General features: G+C 71.6%; 14 protein-coding genes. 9 read left to right on the plus strand and 5 right to left on the minus strand.

The genetic code is table 11. From position 1 onward, the window contains the following. Positions 1-23 precede the first annotated feature (23 nt). From CS062_RS13030 to CS062_RS13040, 3 genes are all read left to right on the plus strand, one after another. Entirely contained in the window at positions 24-1,625 is a 1,602-nt protein-coding gene (locus CS062_RS13030; protein ID WP_099862057.1) for a DUF4178 domain-containing protein, read from the plus strand. A gap of 103 nt (positions 1,626-1,728) precedes the next feature. Further along, positions 1,729-1,953: a DUF350 domain-containing protein gene (locus tag CS062_RS13035; RefSeq protein WP_099862058.1), complete on the plus strand. Its 225-nt coding sequence runs from the start codon at positions 1,729-1,731 to the stop codon at positions 1,951-1,953. Positions 1,954-1,960: 7 nt separating this feature from the next. After that, positions 1,961-2,794, plus strand: a complete 834-nt coding sequence (locus CS062_RS13040; protein WP_099862059.1) for a hypothetical protein — start codon at positions 1,961-1,963, stop codon at positions 2,792-2,794. 73 nt (positions 2,795-2,867) lie between these two features. Here CS062_RS13040 and CS062_RS13045 read toward each other — a convergent pair whose 3' ends face one another. Then, complete coding sequence (locus tag CS062_RS13045; protein ID WP_158238778.1) at positions 2,868-4,025, minus strand: DUF2799 domain-containing protein; 1,158 nt, start codon at positions 4,023-4,025, stop codon at positions 2,868-2,870. A 413-nt stretch (positions 4,026-4,438) separates the two neighbouring features. Between CS062_RS13045 and CS062_RS13050 the strand changes: the two genes are divergently transcribed. The 3 genes from CS062_RS13050 (at position 4,439) to CS062_RS13060 (ending at position 6,830) form a co-directional block, all read left to right on the plus strand. Further along, the gene (locus tag CS062_RS13050) at positions 4,439-5,269 is read left to right on the plus strand and encodes a hypothetical protein (protein WP_099862061.1); all 831 of its coding nucleotides are present in this window, start codon (positions 4,439-4,441) and stop codon (positions 5,267-5,269) included. A gap of 147 nt (positions 5,270-5,416) precedes the next feature. After that, the gene (locus tag CS062_RS13055; RefSeq protein ID WP_099862062.1) at positions 5,417-5,857 is read left to right on the plus strand and encodes a PA2779 family protein; all 441 of its coding nucleotides are present in this window, start codon (positions 5,417-5,419) and stop codon (positions 5,855-5,857) included. 7 nt (positions 5,858-5,864) lie between these two features. Next, positions 5,865-6,830 carry a PA2778 family cysteine peptidase gene (locus CS062_RS13060; protein WP_099862063.1) on the plus strand — a complete coding sequence of 322 codons (966 nt, stop codon included), beginning with the start codon at positions 5,865-5,867 and terminating at the stop codon, positions 6,828-6,830. A 21-nt stretch (positions 6,831-6,851) separates the two neighbouring features. On the opposite strand, the gene CS062_RS13065 is transcribed toward CS062_RS13060, so the two are convergent. Further along, positions 6,852-7,109, minus strand: a complete 258-nt coding sequence (locus tag CS062_RS13065) for a hypothetical protein (protein ID WP_099862064.1) — start codon at positions 7,107-7,109, stop codon at positions 6,852-6,854. A 366-nt stretch (positions 7,110-7,475) separates the two neighbouring features. Between CS062_RS13065 and CS062_RS13070 the strand changes: the two genes are divergently transcribed. Further along, positions 7,476-8,294 (plus strand): PEP-CTERM sorting domain-containing protein, encoded by an 819-nt coding sequence (locus CS062_RS13070; RefSeq protein ID WP_099862065.1) that lies wholly within the window; start codon positions 7,476-7,478, stop codon positions 8,292-8,294. Between the two features lie 39 nt (positions 8,295-8,333). Then, entirely contained in the window at positions 8,334-8,561 is a 228-nt protein-coding gene (locus CS062_RS13075) for a hypothetical protein (RefSeq protein WP_099862066.1), read from the plus strand. A gap of 35 nt (positions 8,562-8,596) precedes the next feature. On the opposite strand, the gene CS062_RS13080 is transcribed toward CS062_RS13075, so the two are convergent. Further along, positions 8,597-9,289 carry a glutathione S-transferase N-terminal domain-containing protein gene (locus tag CS062_RS13080; RefSeq protein ID WP_099862067.1) on the minus strand — a complete coding sequence of 231 codons (693 nt, stop codon included), beginning with the start codon at positions 9,287-9,289 and terminating at the stop codon, positions 8,597-8,599. Positions 9,290-9,374: 85 nt separating this feature from the next. On the opposite strand from CS062_RS13080, the gene CS062_RS13085 reads away from it, so the two are divergent. Then, complete coding sequence (locus CS062_RS13085; RefSeq protein WP_143742341.1) at positions 9,375-10,121, plus strand: hypothetical protein; 747 nt, start codon at positions 9,375-9,377, stop codon at positions 10,119-10,121. 64 nt (positions 10,122-10,185) lie between these two features. Here CS062_RS13085 and CS062_RS13090 read toward each other — a convergent pair whose 3' ends face one another. Continuing rightward, positions 10,186-13,692 carry a UvrD-helicase domain-containing protein gene (locus CS062_RS13090; RefSeq protein ID WP_143742342.1) on the minus strand — a complete coding sequence of 1,169 codons (3,507 nt, stop codon included), beginning with the start codon at positions 13,690-13,692 and terminating at the stop codon, positions 10,186-10,188. Next, on the minus strand, positions 13,689-16,066 hold a 2,378-nt coding region (locus tag CS062_RS13095; protein WP_143742343.1), incomplete at its 5' end, for a PD-(D/E)XK nuclease family protein. The genes CS062_RS13095 and CS062_RS13090, both read right to left, overlap by 4 nt.

Here is a 16,066-nt window from a genome sequence, read left to right on the forward strand (position 1 = left end):
GCGCGCTCCGTCCCGGGTCCTGATTGGCTACCGCTTCCCCCCAGCGCCGCTGGCAGGCGCAGTGCCCCAATTGCGGCGCACCGGTCGAGTTCGCCTCGGCCGCGTCGGCCAGCGCCGTCTGCAGCTATTGCCGCTCCACGCTGCTGCGTGAGGGCGACGCGCTGCGCAAGATCGGCACCAGCGCCGAGGTCTTCGAGGACTATTCGCCGCTGCAGCTGGGCAGCGCCGGGCGCTATGCCGGCGCGGGCTTCCTGGTCGTCGGCCGGCTGCAGATGTCCTATGCGGACGGCGGCTGGAACGAGTGGCACCTGCTCTTCGACGCCAGCGCCGACCAGCCGCCCCGCAGCGGCTGGCTGGCCGAGGACAACGGCAGCTTCGTCATCAGCTTCGAGGCGCCGCTGGCCGAGCGCGCGCCCGATCCCGCCACGCTGCGCCCCGGTGGCCTGCAGATGCTGGCCGGCTCGGCCTGGCAGGTGGCCAGCATCGTCGACGCGACGCTGGCCGCGGCCCAAGGGGAACTGCCCCATCCCCCGCGGCTGGACGGCAGCTTTCCGGTGGTCGACCTGCGCAACACCGCCAACGAGGTCGCCTCGCTCGAATACAGCGATCCGGCGCAGCCGACCTGGTCGGTCGGCCGGCCGGTCAAGCTCGCCGACCTGCAGCTGACGGGGCTGCGCGCCGAGAGCGGCGCGACGCTGCAATCGAAGGCGCTGCCCTGCCCCAATTGCGGCGCCGCGCTCGAACCGCGGCTGGACACGACGCAGTCCATCGTCTGCGGCCAGTGCCAGTCGGTCGTCGACATTTCCAAGGGCGCCGGTGCCGATCTGAGCGCCTACCGGCAGAACACCGGCGGCGAACCGCAGATCCCGCTGGGCACCACCGGCCAGCTCGCGATCTCCGGCGGCGCGCCACAGCCGTGGCAGGTCGTCGGCTACCTGGAGCGCTGCGACCTGCCCGAGTCCGCCGAGGACGAGCAGACCTTCTGGCGCGAGTACCTGCTGTTCAACCGCATGGAGGGCTTCGCCTTCCTCGTGGACACCGAGGACGGCTGGAGCGTGGTGCGCCCGATCACCGGCGCGCCGGCCAATGCGGGAGCGAAGTCGGTCAGCCACCAGGGCAAGGACTTCAGGCACAAGTGGACCTACACCGCCAAGGTCACCTATGTGCTGGGCGAGTTCTACTGGCGCGTCAAGCGCGAAGAGCGCGCGCTGGTGCGCGACTACGAATGGCGCAACGGCACGCGGCTGGAGCTGCTCAGCAGCGAGCAGACCGGCAACGAGGTCACCTGGAGCCACGGTCGCGCGATCGACGCCGCCGAGGTGCGCCGATACTTCTCGATGCCCGAGGACCGCATGCCCGCGTTGCTGCGCGACGTGTCGTCCGGCCTGGACCAGGGCAAGCTGCTGCGCAACATCATCATCGCGATCTTCGTCATCGCGGTGCTGTTCGCGCTGCTGCGCGCCTGCAGCAGCGACGACTGCGACCGCTACAAGGACACCTACGGCGAAAGCAGCGCCGAGTACCAGCAGTGCAAGCGCAGCAGCCGCGGCAGCGGCGTGGGCTACGTCGGCTCCAGCGGCGGCTCGTTCGGCGGGTACAGCAGCGGCGGCGGCGGTCACAAGTAGTCGCCATCGCCCCGCCGACCCCTGCGCATTCACCCGGACAATCGCCGGTCCCCGCGGCGCCACACCTCACCAACCCTAGCGAACGACCGACCAGGAGAACGAGATGGAAGGATTCGAATGGCTCAAGCCCGCCGTCGTGCTGGGCTCCATCCTGTATGCCGTCATCGGCGTGCTGGTGTTCTGGATCAGCTTCGTCATCATCGACAAGCTGACCCCCTACAAGCTGTGGGAGGAGATCGTCGAGCACAAGAACATGGCGCTCGCGGTCGTGGTCGCGGCGATGTGCATCTCCATCGGCCAGATCGTGGCCGCGGCGATCCACGGCTGAGCGAGCGATGCCGATGCGTCGATCCGCGCGCCTGCCGGTCCTGCTGGCCCTCCTTGCAGCGATGACCGCGGGCGGCGCCGCGCAGGCCCAGAACCAGCCGTACAAGCCGCCTCCGCCCGCCCGTCCCACCGGCATCGCGCCCAAGGGGGACTTCACCAAGGGCCTCGAGCCGGCCCGGCCCGAGCTCGATCCCGGCCAGGCCGCCGGCAGCGAAGGCTCCGACGAGGCCTTCCGCGCCAAGGCCGAGGCCGACGCGATCCGCAAGGCCAACCTCGGCGGCGGCCACGTCCTCATCAAGCGGGCCGGCTCGCGCCTGATGCTGCCGACCGGCTCCGGCCGGCCCGAGGTCTTCGACAGCGTCTGGCCCAATGCCTCCGGCAACAACGAGGCGGCCTACGAGGATTACCGCTTCGACGGCCTCTCTGCCGACCGCGAGTTCTTCATCGTTCGCGCCACCTTCTACGAAGGCAGCAACGTCTACTGGGTGTCGCGCAAGGACGGCACCCGCTACACGATGCACGGCGAGGTCCGTCCGTCGCCGGACGGCCGCTTTCTCGTGATGGCCAATGCGTCGGACTCGCACGACTTCAACGGCATCATGGTCTGGGAGAACGTCGCCGGGCGGCTGGTCGAGCGCTTCCGCCACACGCCGCCGCTGGAGGGCATCTCTTTCTACCGCTTCATGCGCTGGAAGGACGCGCGCACGGTCGAACTGGAGCACACCGCCTACGGTGACGAGATCACCTGCCGCGGCGGCACGCAGGAGGCCCTGGCCCTGCTGACCCGCGACGGCGAGCAGTGGGCCGTCAAGGACGTGACCGCATCGCGCTGCAAGCGCTGACGCGCCGCGCGAGCCGCGACGCTCCGGCGCCGGATCCCCGATCCCGGATCTGGCATCCAGCGCCGACGGGCGCTCAGCGGACCCGCTTGTAGACCACCGTCGCTTCGCTGGTGCTGTCGCTGCCGTCCGGCAGGTCGGTGCGCACGATCAGCGTGTCGGCGCCGATCGACTCGATGATCAGGGTCTCGGTGTCCGCCGGGGCGCGCAACTGCAGGGCCACGACGGCACGCTCGTCGACGATGCGCTGGCCATTCTCGTAGCGCGCCTTGCGCGTCTTGGCGTCGACCAGGCTCCAGTCGTAGGTCTTGGCCCGGGCCTTGCAGCCGGCCGTGTTCGCGCCATAGCGCAGCGTGCCCTTGCGGTCGGCGCCGATCTCCAGCTGGGTATCCCGCGAGCACGGCGAGTACTCGCTCATCGCGTCGTTCGACTTGACCCCGTCGCGGTTGAGGTCCACCGGCTGGTCGAAGCGCACGCCCGACACCTGCCAGGTCCCGACGACCAGATCCATCGCCCGGGCGCGCGTGACCGCCGGCGCCGCGTCCGGCGCGGCGAGGGCCATGCCGTCGCGCTCGGCCTGGCGGATCAGCCGCCGCACGCTGGCTTCGTCGCTGTCGAGTTGCCCGAGTCGACGGCTGGCGGTCTCGCGGGCCGCGGGCTGGGACTTGCTGTCGGCCAGCACCTTGCGCTGGTCGAGCTGCTCGGTGCTGATGCGCTCGAGCCGCCGGTTCAGGTCGAAGAGCTCCTTGCCGAGTCGATAGCCGCCCTGGAACGCGGCACTCGATTCCGGCGGGCAGATGTCGCGGTCCATGGCGCCAAGGCGGCCGAAGTCGAAGCCGCTCCTGGCGGTGCAGAAGCGCTGCAGGCCGTCGTCGTAGCCGATGCGATAGGCCCGCGCGGCGGCCGGGACCTGGCAGGCGGCGGATCGCGGCTGGCCCGCCAGGGCCTCGTCGCGACCGCGATCGGTCGTGCAGAAGCTCAACTGGCCCTGCGCATGCCCGGCCGCGTATTCGGACGAGTCGGCATTGTTCACGCCGGCCTTGACGCAGGCCTCGGCGCGCTGTGCGAAGCGGGACGAGGCCTGCCCGCGCTCGGCATCCTGCCGGCCCAGTTCGCGCCAGTCGGCCTTCTCGCAGTCGCCCTTGCTCATGACGGCACAGCCGGCCAGCAGCGCCACGGCCGCGAGAACGAGCACGGCCTGCCGGGCACGTGGGAGGGTCGGATGAGACGTCATGAAGGGAGTTCCAAGAGAGGGGGCCGGCACGGCGCCGGCGGCATCGGACGAGGTGGCATCGAGGACGTCGCGGGTCTGGACGTGCGGAGGTCGGCCGCAGGAGTCGGCGTGACCGAATCCGGGACGGGGAGCCGCTGATGGCGGCTCGGGGCACCGTGGGCGCATCTTGAACGGAGCTCGACGACGACGAATCGGCCGTTTCCAGGAGGGTTCGCACCCTTTCGGGCCATGTCGTGACGCAGTTCACGATTCATGCGGCTGGCGCGGGAACGACTTTGTGACCAGCCGTAAGGAGGCGGCTCCGCCCACGACACCGCTCTTAGACTGCCCCGCCCCAGCGTCGGCCGGCCCGGTCGGCGCCGCGTCCCGTCTGCCGATTCCGCTCTGCCCAGCCGCTGTCGCCGTCCCCGCCGATGTCTCCCCTTCCCGCCTCCCCGGCCGATCGCCTCGGCCTGGCCTTCCGACTCTGCCTGACCGGTCTCTCGCTGTGCACCGCGCTGGCGGCTGAAGCCGCTCCCATCGCGCCGGCCAACCCGCCTCGGCCCGCCCCAGCGCTGGGCATCGCGCCACGCGGAGCGCTCTTCACGCCAGCCTCCGCGCCCGAGGCGTCCCCCGCTGCGGCGGCCGAAGACGACTCCGACGAGGACTTCCGCGCCCGCGCCGAGGCCGAGGTGCTGCGCCGCGTCGGCGTCGGCGTGCGGCGCGAGGCCCAGCGCCTGTGGTTGCCGATCGCCAAGGGTCGGCCGGTCGTCCTTGACAGCCGGCGTGCCGATCCGTCGGACCCGGCGTCGCCCGAGGTCGACTTCCGCCTCGACGGCCTCTCCCCGGACCGCGAGTTCTATGTCGTGCGCGCGACGCTCGCCGCCGGCAGCGAACTGCTGTGGATCTCCCGCACCGACGGCACCCGCTACGCGATGCACGGCAATGTCCATCCCTCGCCGGACGGACGCCATCTGGTCGTCACCCATGCATCGCCAGGCGCGGAATTCAACGGCGTTGTCATCTGGCGCCGCGAGGACGGTCGTCTGGTCGAGCGCTACCGCTTCCAGCCCACGCCGGAGCAGACGGCCATCAGCTTCCGCTTCCTGCGCTGGCGCGACGCCGACACGATCGAGCTGGCGCAGTTCGCCGAGGTCGATCCCTCGATCTGCGCGCTGGGGACCCTGAGTTCCACCGCCCTGCTCGCCCGCAAGGGCGAGCGCTGGATCCTGCGCAGCGCCAGCGCCCAACGCTGCGAGCCTTGACCGCTCGGTCGCCGGTGGCTTAACACGTTCTTCAGGGCGCTTCGGGCAGCGGAGTTGCATCCGATGTGACGCTCGGTAATCGAACTTGTAACAGCATCAAGGGCGGACCTAGGATTTCGTCGATCCTTCAATTTCAGGTCCGCCCTCATGAACCAACAAGCTGCCTCCCGCCAAGACCTCGCCCGCCCCTCGCTCGCCAAGCGCGCGATCGCCTCGACGCTGATCGTCTCCTGCTCGCTGATGGCGCTGCCGATGCAAGCCAGTGCCCAGGTCGTGCCGACCGACGCCCTGGTGCAGCAGGAAGCCCCTGCCGGCACCGCCGCCGACAGCCGCGTGCGCGTCAACGCCTTCTTCGCCCGCGAGGACGTGCGTCAGGCGATGGTCAAGGAAGGGGTGAATCCGGCCGACGCCCAATCGCGCGTCGACGCGATGTCCGACGACGAGATCCGCGCGCTGGACGGCCGCATCGCGCAGGCCCCGGCTGGTGGCGATGTGCTGGGCGTGATCTTCGCGGTCTTCGTGATCCTGCTGGTGACCGACATCCTGGGCTTCACCAAGGTCTTCCCGTTCACCCGCTCGATCCGCTGAGGCCCGCATGCGCCTAGTCCGGCCCTCCCGGTCCCTACTCCCGCTGGCCGCCCCGGCGCTGGCGCTCGCCTTGCTGCTGGGCGGCTGCGCGAGCACGCCGCCGCAGCTGAAGGCGCTGGAGGCGCAGTGGCCGTCGGACCTGCCGGCGCATGTGGACCTGTCGTCGAAGACGCCGTTCATCGCGCAGGACGACTACGAATGCGGCCCCGCCGCGCTCGCGATGTTGCTGCGCACCGCCGGCAAGACCGCGACCATCGAGCAGCTCAAGCCGCAGGTCTTCCTGCCGGGCCGCAAGGGCTCGCTGCAGACCGAGATGCTGGTGGCCACGCGCCGCCAGGGCTTGCCCGCCTATGTGCTGCCGCCGCGGCTGGACGCGCTGCTGGCGGAGGTCGCGGCCGGCCATCCGGTGATCGTGTTCCAGAACCTCTCGCTGGACCTGGCCCCGGTGTGGCATTACGCGGTCGCCGTCGGTTATGACCGCCAGCGCCGCACCATCCTGCTGCACAGCGGCAAGACCGAGCGGCAGGAGGTCGAGCTGCCGGTCTTCGAGCGCACCTGGGCGCGGGGCGACTACTGGGCGATGACGACGTTGCCGCCGGACCTGCTGCCGGCCTCGCTGGATGGCGCGCAGACCGGCGCGGCGCTGGCGGCGCTGGAGCGCCTGAATCCGGCCGCGGCCCGCAAGGGCTACTCGGCAGCGCTCACGCGCTGGCCGGGCGAACCGGTGCTGTTGCTGGGTGCCGGCAATACCGCCTACGCCGCCAAGGACCGCCGCACCGCCGCCCGCCATTACGCCCGGCTGACCGATGTGCGCCCTGACCTGCCCGAGGGTTGGAACAACCTGGCGCAGGTGCTGATGGAACAAGGGCAGCGCTACAAGGCCGCGCTGGCGATCGAGCGCGCGGTCGCGCTGGGCGGCCCGCGCCTGGACCAGTACAAGGCACTGCAGAAGAAGATCACCGCCGGCATGTGAGCCGGCGTCCCCGCTCCGGCTTCAGGGCCGGAAGTCGATCGCGCGCTGCGCCGCCTCGAGCGCGGCATCGGCCGCATAGCTCCAGGTGTCGAAGCTGCGCTCCAGTTCGTGCCAGTAGCCGTTGAGCTCCGGTTGCCCGCCCGGCGCCGGATGCGCGGCGATCACCAGGTAGCGCGCCCGGAATGGAGGCGCCTCGCCGACGACTTCACGGACGAACCAGCGCCCGTTGTGACTCTCGACGCCCCCGACGGCATCGGTATGGTCTGGCTTGGCTGACATGGACGCTCCTTTTCGCGTTGTGGCCAGGACCGCGGTCCGATGATCGATCGGGCCGCGCGTGCACGCCCGGGCAAGTTTCCCTCCAAGCGACCGCCGACGCCACGCGCGCCGGCGATGTTTTACCCCCGCATTACAAGGTCCCCGATCGGGGCGATTCGCGAAGCAACTTCCGCACCGTCGGTGTCGGGTTTTATTACACCGCCTGACCCCTTCTTGAGGGACAGGCGATGCAAGTGCTTGAACCGGCGGGGAATCCTGTCCCGTGGCTTGGATGTTGCTTCCCCAAGCCGCTTCCGGCCGCCGCGCCGGATCCCGCCCGGCCTCCCGCCCTGGGCCTCCACAAGAACGACAGCCAGAGAGATCCCGATGAAGCGCTCGCCCCTCCTTCCCCGCCTCCGCGCGCCCCTCGCCGCCGCCGTGCTGTGCGCCGCCAGCGTGGCCGCGCAGGCCTCGGTGCTGATCCTGGGCGCGACCGGCCAGCCTGGCGGGCTGGCCGACGTGCAGTCCAAGATCGCTGCCACCGGCGTGGTCGGCGGCACGGTGGACGTGTTCAACGCCAACGCCGGCACGCCCACGCTCGCCCTGCTGAAGAGCTACGACGCGGTGCTGGTGTTCAACGACACCTTCAACAAGCCCTTCGCCAGCGCCACGCTGCTGGGCAACGTGCTGGCGGACTATGTGGACGCCGGCGGCGGCGTCGTCGAGGCCGGCCTGTCGCACGCGACCATCCCGTTCGGCGGACTCACCGGGCGCTTCGTGACCGGCGGCTATGACGTCTTCAACGCCAACAACAACCAGAACTCGTGCGGCGGCCTCGGCCGGATCGCGGATCCGCAGAGTCCACTGATGCGCGACATCGACAGCTTCAGCGGCGGCCTGTCGGCGCTGTGCTATCGCGTCACGCCCAAGGCCGGCGCCAGCGTCGTCGCCTACTGGACCAACGACAAGCCGCTGCTGGGCTACCGCACCGACCACAAAGGCATCGTCGTCGGGCTGAACATGTTCCCCGTCTCGGGCGATGTGCAGGCGGGCCTGTGGGACACCTCCACCGATGGCGCGCGGCTGATGGCCAACTCGCTGGCCTTCGCCGCGGGCGAGCTGCCGGAGCCGGGCTCGCTGGCGCTGCTGGGCATCGCCGCGGTGGCCGCCGGACTGGCGGGACGCCGTCGCGCGCGCCGCCTCTGAGCGGACATGCCACCGCGGGCGTGAGGGATACTTCCACGCATGTCCACGCCGCCGACCTTCAACTTTCCCGTCCCGCCCGCCGACCTGGTGATCACCGACGAGGAGCGCGCCGCGCTCTACTTCATCCCGCAGGCGCCGGGCGGCATGCCCGTCAGCGAGGAGATGCAGCAGCGGCTGCAGGACAAGGGCCTGGCCACGGGGATCCGCGAGGACGGCCGGCGCTGGCTGACGGAACTCGGCGACCGCGCGCGGCTGGGCAAGATCTGACCCCGCGCCGGTTGCTGCCGGCGATCACGCCTCGCTCAGCGCCGCTCGTACTGGGTCTTGCCGAACAGCGCTTCACGCGCCTTGTCGTCGACCAGCGGCCGGCGTTTCTCGGCCAGCACCTCGACGGCGCGCATCACCGCCGGTCGCGCGGCGATCTCGTCGAACCAGCCCTTGAGATGCGGGAAGTCCGCCATCTCCACACCCTGGTTCTTCGCGCCACGCAGCCACGGGAAGATCGCCATGTCGGCGATGCCGTAGGCGGGACCGGCGATGTAGCGGCTGCGCGCCAGGCGGCGGTCGATGACGCCGTACAGGCGCTTGGCCTCGTTGGTGTAGCGGTCGATGGCGTACTCGATCTTCTCCGGCGCATACATCCGGAAGTGATGGGTCTGGCCCAGCATCGGCCCGACGCCGCCCATCTGGAACATCAGCCACTGCAGCGCCTCGTAGCGGCCGCGGGTGTCGGGCGGCAGGAATTGCCCGGTCTTGCCGGCGAGGTACAGCAGGATCGCGCCCGACTCGAACAGCGACATCGGCTGGCCGTCCGGCCCGTCGGGATCGACGATGGCGGGGATCTTGTTGTTGGGACTGATGGCGAGGAACTTGGGGTCGAATTGCTCGCCCGCGCCGATGTCCACGGGAATCACCCGGTAAGGCAGCCGGCATTCCTCCAGCATGATGTGGACCTTGTGGCCGTTGGGCGTGGGCCATGAATACACTTCGATCATCACGCGTTCTCCGTAGGGGCGCGAGGCCCCGGTCGCCGACACGTCAATGCACGGGCACCAGGCCCTTCGCGCATCGTCCCGCCTCATGGTAATCAAACAAATCAAACAGTGGTTGACCGCCCGCGCCAACTCGGCCCGGTGGCGCCCCTTGAGCGAATGGGCCGCCGAACGCGGCGGCCAGCTGCGTCACGCCCGCGACGGACGCGGCTTCGTGATCGACCTGCCGCGCACGCTGCCCGGCCTGACCCGCATCGAATGGGGACCCTCGCAGCGCAGCTACATCGAGGGCTTCGAGCTGCGCATGAGATGCGAGCTCAAGGTCAATCCCGACATGCAGATGATGCTCATCGAGCGCAAGCTGATGGAGCGGTTGGAGAGCAGCGTCTTCGAGGCCTACACCGACACGCTGCGCACCCGCGTGGACACCGACACGCCGGAGGAGATGCGCTGGCTGGTGATGTTCCCCAAGCAGTCGCAGATCGAGTCCAAGCTCGTGCGGCAGCGCTTCGGCGCGGTCGGCATCAACCGCGAGCTGATCATGGCCTGGCTCGACAAGGACCTGTCGGAGCGCCTGGCCCAGGCGACACAGGACGTGCTGATCGAGGGTCGGCCGTTCGTGCTGCTGAGCCTGCGCGGCAACGTCTACCTGCGCACCTCGATGCCCGAGCCGAGCCTGGGCGAAGTCGAGGCCCTGACCCGCGTGCTGGACGCCGCGGCCGGCAGCGCGCAGGCGGTGCATCAGCGCATCGGGGACGGCGGGCCCTGGCCGACCACCACCTCGGTGGCCTGGCACAGCCGGCCGTCCGAAGGCGATTACGGCGCGCCAGTCTGAACGGCGACCGCGGCCCGGCCGGCGGACGGCAGGCTGAAGCCCTGGCCCGGCCCCGCCGGGCGCCTCAGGCGAAGAGATCCGCAGCGCCCGCGACCGCCTCGGTGCAATCGATCAGCCGGCCCTGGCCGGTGATGAAGGCGCAGCGCACCGGCTCGCCGGGCTGCAACGTCATCACCGCTTCGCGATAGCGCCACAGCTGCTGCAGGTAGTCCGGGTTGCGCTGCGGCGCCGGATTCAGCTTGTAGTCGAGCACCCACCAGGTCCGCGCGCCAGCGGCGTCCTCTCGGCACACGAGTCGGTCCAGGCGCATGTCGTGCCCGTTCCAGCTCAGCGGCACCTCGTTGCCGTGCCAGGCCAGCGTGCCGGCATCGAAGAAGGGCGCGCAGTCCGCGCTGCCCAGAATCGCCTTCACGCTGCGCTGCAGGCGATCGTCGCGACGCGCGTCGAGGCCGTACATCTGAGCCGCGGCGGCCATCAGGCGCTCGAGCGTGTGGTCGCGCCCCCGCGGGCCGCTGTGCCACTCGAGCACGCGGTGCAGCGCCTCGCCGAGCGCGGCGCTCTCGTCGACCTCGTCCGGGCTCTGGCCCACCTCGGCGCTCGCCTGGTCGACCGCTTCGGCAGCCAGCGGCGCGACGCGCGGCAAGACCTTCAGCCGGGCCACCGCCTCATGCGGTCCGCCCGCGCCGACCGCGACATCGGCGTCGGCGTCGGCATCGACATCGGCGTCGGCATCCGCGCGGATCTCCGGCACCGCCAGCGGCCCCGCGTGCGGCTGCACCCTCGCCCACCAGCTCGCCGACGCGCTCTGGCGCCTGGCCGGCGTGCGGCTCAGCAGCAGCCGATGACGCGCCCGGGTCATGGCGACATAGAGTGCGTTCAGCTCCTCGCGCTGGCGCTGCTCCTTCTCATCGTCGAGCAGCGCCTGCAACGATGGCGGCGGCTTGGCCTCCGAGACGATGAAGGCCACGGTCCGCGGCACTGGCTCCTGCACCGGCCATGAGATCGCCAATGCCATGCTCTCGGCGCGCGCCGGCCCCGCTTCCGCGTCCATCAGGATCACGACCTTGGCCTCCAGGCCCTTGGCGCCGTGCACCGTCAGCAGTTGCACCGCATCGGGCTCCGCCGGCGCGGCGAGCTTCAGCGCGCGGCTCTTCAGCGCACGCACGAAGCCATACAGCCCGGCGTAGCGACCGCCATCGAGCTCCAGCGCCAAGGCCAGCAGCGCCTCCACCGCATGCAGCCGCGCGCGGCGCTCGCTGGCCGGGACGGCCGCGGCCAGTCGAGCCATCAGGTCGCCCTCGTCGACGATCGCATCCAGCAGGTCGTGCGGGCTGCGCAGCACGGCCACCGACGCCCAGCGCGACAACAGGCCCTGTGCGCGTCGCAGCGGCTCGCTCAGCGACGCCGGCTCGGCCTGAAGCAGCACCTCCCACCAGGAGCGCGTGACCGGTCCGGCCGAGCCCTCCGGCGCCGCTTCGTCGGCCGCGGGCGCCGGTCCACGCGCTTGCGGTGGCTCGTCGCCCAGCCAATGCGCGGAGCGGGACTCGGCCGCCAGCCACAGCAGGTCGGCCTCGGTGGCACCGAACAAAGGGCTGCGCAGCGCATGGGCGAGCGACAGCTGATGACCGCTGGACGCGAGCGCATCCAACAGCGCCAGCAGGTCCCGGACATCCGGCGCATCGAGCAGCGCCATGTCCTCCGGCGCCGCGTGCGCGATGCCCAGGCCCTTGAGCACCTGCGCCAGCACCCGCAATCCCTCGCGCTTGCGCGCCAGCACGAACACGTCGCCGGGCTGCACCTGGCCGCCCTTCAGCAGCGCGGCGATGCAGGCAGCAATGCGCTGAGCCTCCGCCTCGCGCCGATGCAGTTCCGGCTCGCGCCGCGGTTCGATCAGGCTGGGCCGCCAGGTGTCCGCGTCGCGGGTGGGCGCGGCGGAGGCGGCATCGTCCTCCTCGTCGCCCGAGATGAAATAGACGCCATCGAGCGGATCGCCGCCGTCGGACTCGGTGGTGTGAGCCCGGAAACCGCTGTACTGCTGCGCCAGGCTGGCCTGCTCGAACACCGCGTTCACCGCCGCCAGCACCGGCCCCGAGTTGCGCCGCGTGTGGTCGCAGGCCAGCAGCACGCCGTCCAGGCCTTCGCGGACGAAGTCCCGGGCCGCGGCGAAGACGCGCGGTTCAGCGCGGCGGAAGCGGTAGATGCTCTGCTTGGGATCTCCGACGATGAACACCGACGGGGGCCGCTGCCCGCTGGCACCGCCACCGGCGCCGACATATCCGGACAGCCACGCATACAGCGCATGCCACTGCAGTGGGCTCGTGTCCTGGAATTCGTCGATCAGCAGGTGCCGCACCTGGCTGTCCAAGCGCTCCTGCACCCAGCCGGACAGGTCGGCGTCGCCGAGCAAGGCCAGCGCGCCGCGTTCCAGGTCGTTCATGTCGACGAGGCCGCGCTCCCGCTTCAGGCGCTCGAAGGCCTCGAGCAGCGTCAGCGCGAGCGCGCACATCTGCTGGTGCCAGGCGCGGGCATCGGCCTGGTCCAGCGCCAGCTGCACCCGGGCGAGCCGGTCGCCCAGGTCGAGCAGCAAGGGGGAATCGCCCAGCGCCTTGACCAGCGTGCCCTTCTGCGTGAAGAGCTCGGCCCGCACCGCGGCGAGCGCTCGGGCCTCGGCCCGCGGCTCGTCCCGGGGTGCCGACAGCGCCATCTCCAGCGCCACCGCCGCGACCTTCTGTGTCTTGTTCCGTCCCTGCCCCAGCTCGGCGGCCAACGCCTGCAGGTCGCCCCGCATCGCGGTGAAAGCGTCGATCGGGTCGCCGAACGCGGCCAGTTCGGGCACCACCTCGGCCGCCGTCGGCACGCTGTCCATCAGCCGGCCCTGCGCCTGCGCGAGCCGCAGCTCGACGCGCTTCTCGAAGGCCGCCATCAGCCAGTCCTGCAGCTTGTTGCGGCCGTGGACCAGGCAGAGCTCGCGATAGATCGCCAGCAGCGATTCGTCCTCCAGCACGGCCGCATGGAAGCGCTGCCAGAGCTCGGGCATCAGGTCGCTTTCGTCCTCCAGCAGCTGCAGCTCGGGCGACAGCCCCTGCGCGCGCAGCAGCTCCAGCGGCGCGGCGCGCAGCAGCTGGGAGAACCAGGCATGGAAGGTGCGGATCTCCACCGGCCGCGCTTCCTGCAGCAGGCGCTGTTGCAGCGTCGCCAGCCGGGGCGCGAGCGCCACCGCCTCGGCCTCCGGCAGGCCGCGCTGGCGCAGCGCCAGCACGCGGCCGGCGTCGTCGCAATGGGCGAATTCATGCAGCCACTCGTTCAGGCGGGCACGCATTTCTCCGGCCGCCTTGCGGGTGAAGGTGATCGCGACGATGTCCTGCGGCCGGGCGCCGTCCAGCAGCGCGCGCAGGATGCGGGACACCAGCATCCAGGTCTTGCCCGCGCCGGCGCAGGCCTCGACGACGACGCTGCGCGCGGGGTCGCAGGCCAGCGCGTAGAAGCGCTCGCGCGCGACCGGGGCGCCGTCCAGCGTGTAGGCGGCCGCACTGTGTCCGGCGGCAGCGTGCGTGTCGGTCGGCGCGGTCACGGCGCGGCTCCTTCCCAATCGTCGCGACGGCACAGGCCGCGCATCTCGCAGTAGGCGCAGGCGACGCCCTCGCCCAGTGCGGGCAGGGGCGCGCCGGCATGGACGGACAGGAGGTCGGCGCGCAGGCCGGTCAGCATGATGGCCGCGGTGTGGGCGACCTCCTCGTGCTCGATCGCGGCGATGCCCTTGGCGTCGTCGAGCGCCAGGTATTGAGCGCGGAGCGCCGGCGGCGAGCCCGAATGCCGCTCACCCATGCCCTCTCCCGCGTCGCGGGAGAGAGAAGGCCCGGGCGACGCATCCGGTGGGCGCACTTCGGGGCTCGCGTTCATGAGCACGGCGTAGACGGCGAGCTGCGTGTCTTCCAGCGGGTCCGCGACCTTGTCCTTCAGGCCCTTGAGGCTGCCCGTCTTGTAGTCGATGAGCAGGGTCCCCTCGGGCGTCTCGTCGACTCGATCGATGCGGCCCAGCAGGGTGAGCTCGGCGAGTGCCGGCTCGACCTCGGCCCACGGCCGCACGCGGCGCTCGACCTCCCCGCGCTCGAAGCGCTGGCCCTGGCGCTCACGCTCCGACAGCCAGTCCAGGTAGGTCGGCGTGAAGCGCGCGAAGCTCGCCGAATACGGCAGGAACTCCGCCGGTGCCAGCCCGAGTTCGCGCATCTGGTCCTGGGCGGCACGGCGCAGGCGGTCCTCGTCGGCGAGCGCGGGGTCGACACCATCGGCGCGCTCGCGGTGGAACTGGTGCAGCACCGCATGCAGCCAGGTGCCGTAGTCGCGCTTGTCGGCCTGGACCTCGAGCTCGTTGGCCTCGCGCAGGCCGAGCAGCACGCGGGCGAAGAACTGATACGGACACTGGCGCAGCGACTCCACCGCGCTCGCGCTCAACGCCGCGGGCAGGCGTCCGCCGGCACGCGCGGCGGCCCGCTTCGCATGCGCGGCGTCCACGGCCACCTCGATGCGCGGATCGCGCCACGGCGGCAAGGTCGCCCCCACCGCCTGCAGCGCCAGTTCCAGCCGCTCCAGCAGCGGGCTGGCCGCCAGCGGCTCGCTGCCCAGGTGGCCGCGCCGCAGCAGCGTCACCGCCGGCGCGCGCAGCAGTTGCGCGAACTGCCAGGCGAGCGCCTGGCGCTTGTCCTCGGCCGTCGGCAGGCCCAGCTGGCGCGCCAGCGCATCGCCGATCAAGGCCGGACCGGGCGGCACCGGCCCGAGCGTCGCGGCGTCCGCCCCGGGCAGCACGATGGCGCCGAACGGGCGCAGCATCGTCCGCGCGAGCGGCGTGATCATGACCTGCAGACCGCCCTCCAGCGGCGGCTTGTATTCGCCCGCCTCGAGCGTCTGGGACACCCAGTCGACGAACTCGGCCGCGCTCAGCTGCGCCTCCTTGAGCACCGCCTCGTGCCCGGATCCGGGCCACGGCGTCTTGCTCAGCCAGAGCGCCTCCAGCACCTGCGGCCCGCCGGCCGGCTGGCGCTTGAGCTGCTCGTCGGCGCCGAGTTGCCGCAGCGTCTGCGCGAGCGCGGCGATCCATTGCTCGAGCGCCTGCGCGGCGCGCAGCTGCAGCGGCACCAGCGCCTCGCGCGCGGCCTCCCACAGGCGCGCGCTGCCGGCGGGCAGGCGCTCGGTGCGCACCGCCTGCGGCGAGGACCAGCCGCGCTTGCGGCAGTGCCCCTCGAGCGCGCTCAGCGACGCGCTGCCGCCGTGCTCCCGCAGCGAGGCGGCCAGCGGCGTCTTCAGCCAGGCGAGCCACTCGTCGACCGTCGCCTCGCGCCGCGCCGCGCGCAGCAGCGCCATCAGCTGCGCGGCCGGCGCGGTCGTGGCGAGCGTCCAGCCGGTCTCGTCCTTGATGCCCAGGCCCTGCCGCTCCAGCAGCGCGCGCACCCGGCGCAGCAGCACCCGGTCCTGCGCGATCAGCGCGACCGGCGCGCGACCGGCCTGGAGGTGATCCAGCACCGACGCGGCGCTGCACTGCGCGAGGTCTTCGAAGTCGTCGCAGACCGCCTGTTCCAGCCGGCCGACCGGCGCACCACCGTCAAAGGCCGTGTCCAGCGGCAGATCGGCATTCAGCCGCAGGCAGGGAATGCCGGCCGCCTCGGCGCTGGCCAGCAGCGCCTCGGCCAGCGCGTCCGGGCCGCCGCATTGCAGATGGATCCACGCGCTGGGGCGCAGGTGGAAGAGCGCATCGGTCGCCGGTGCCCGGCCGTCGGCGGCGGCCCATTCGAGCGCGACCGCCAGCAGCGCGCGTTCCAGATGACCGACGCCGCCCTGCTGCGCCAGCGCCAGCCGGCCGTCGTCCCAGAAGGCCGCGCGCCGTGCCGGATCCCGCAGCGCCGCCTCGCGCGCCAGCGCATGCGCGGACTCGACCAGCCGCAGCACCGCCG

The organism is Roseateles chitinivorans (genome assembly GCF_002761755.1).
Lineage (GTDB): Bacteria > Pseudomonadota > Gammaproteobacteria > Burkholderiales > Burkholderiaceae_C > Roseateles > Roseateles chitinivorans.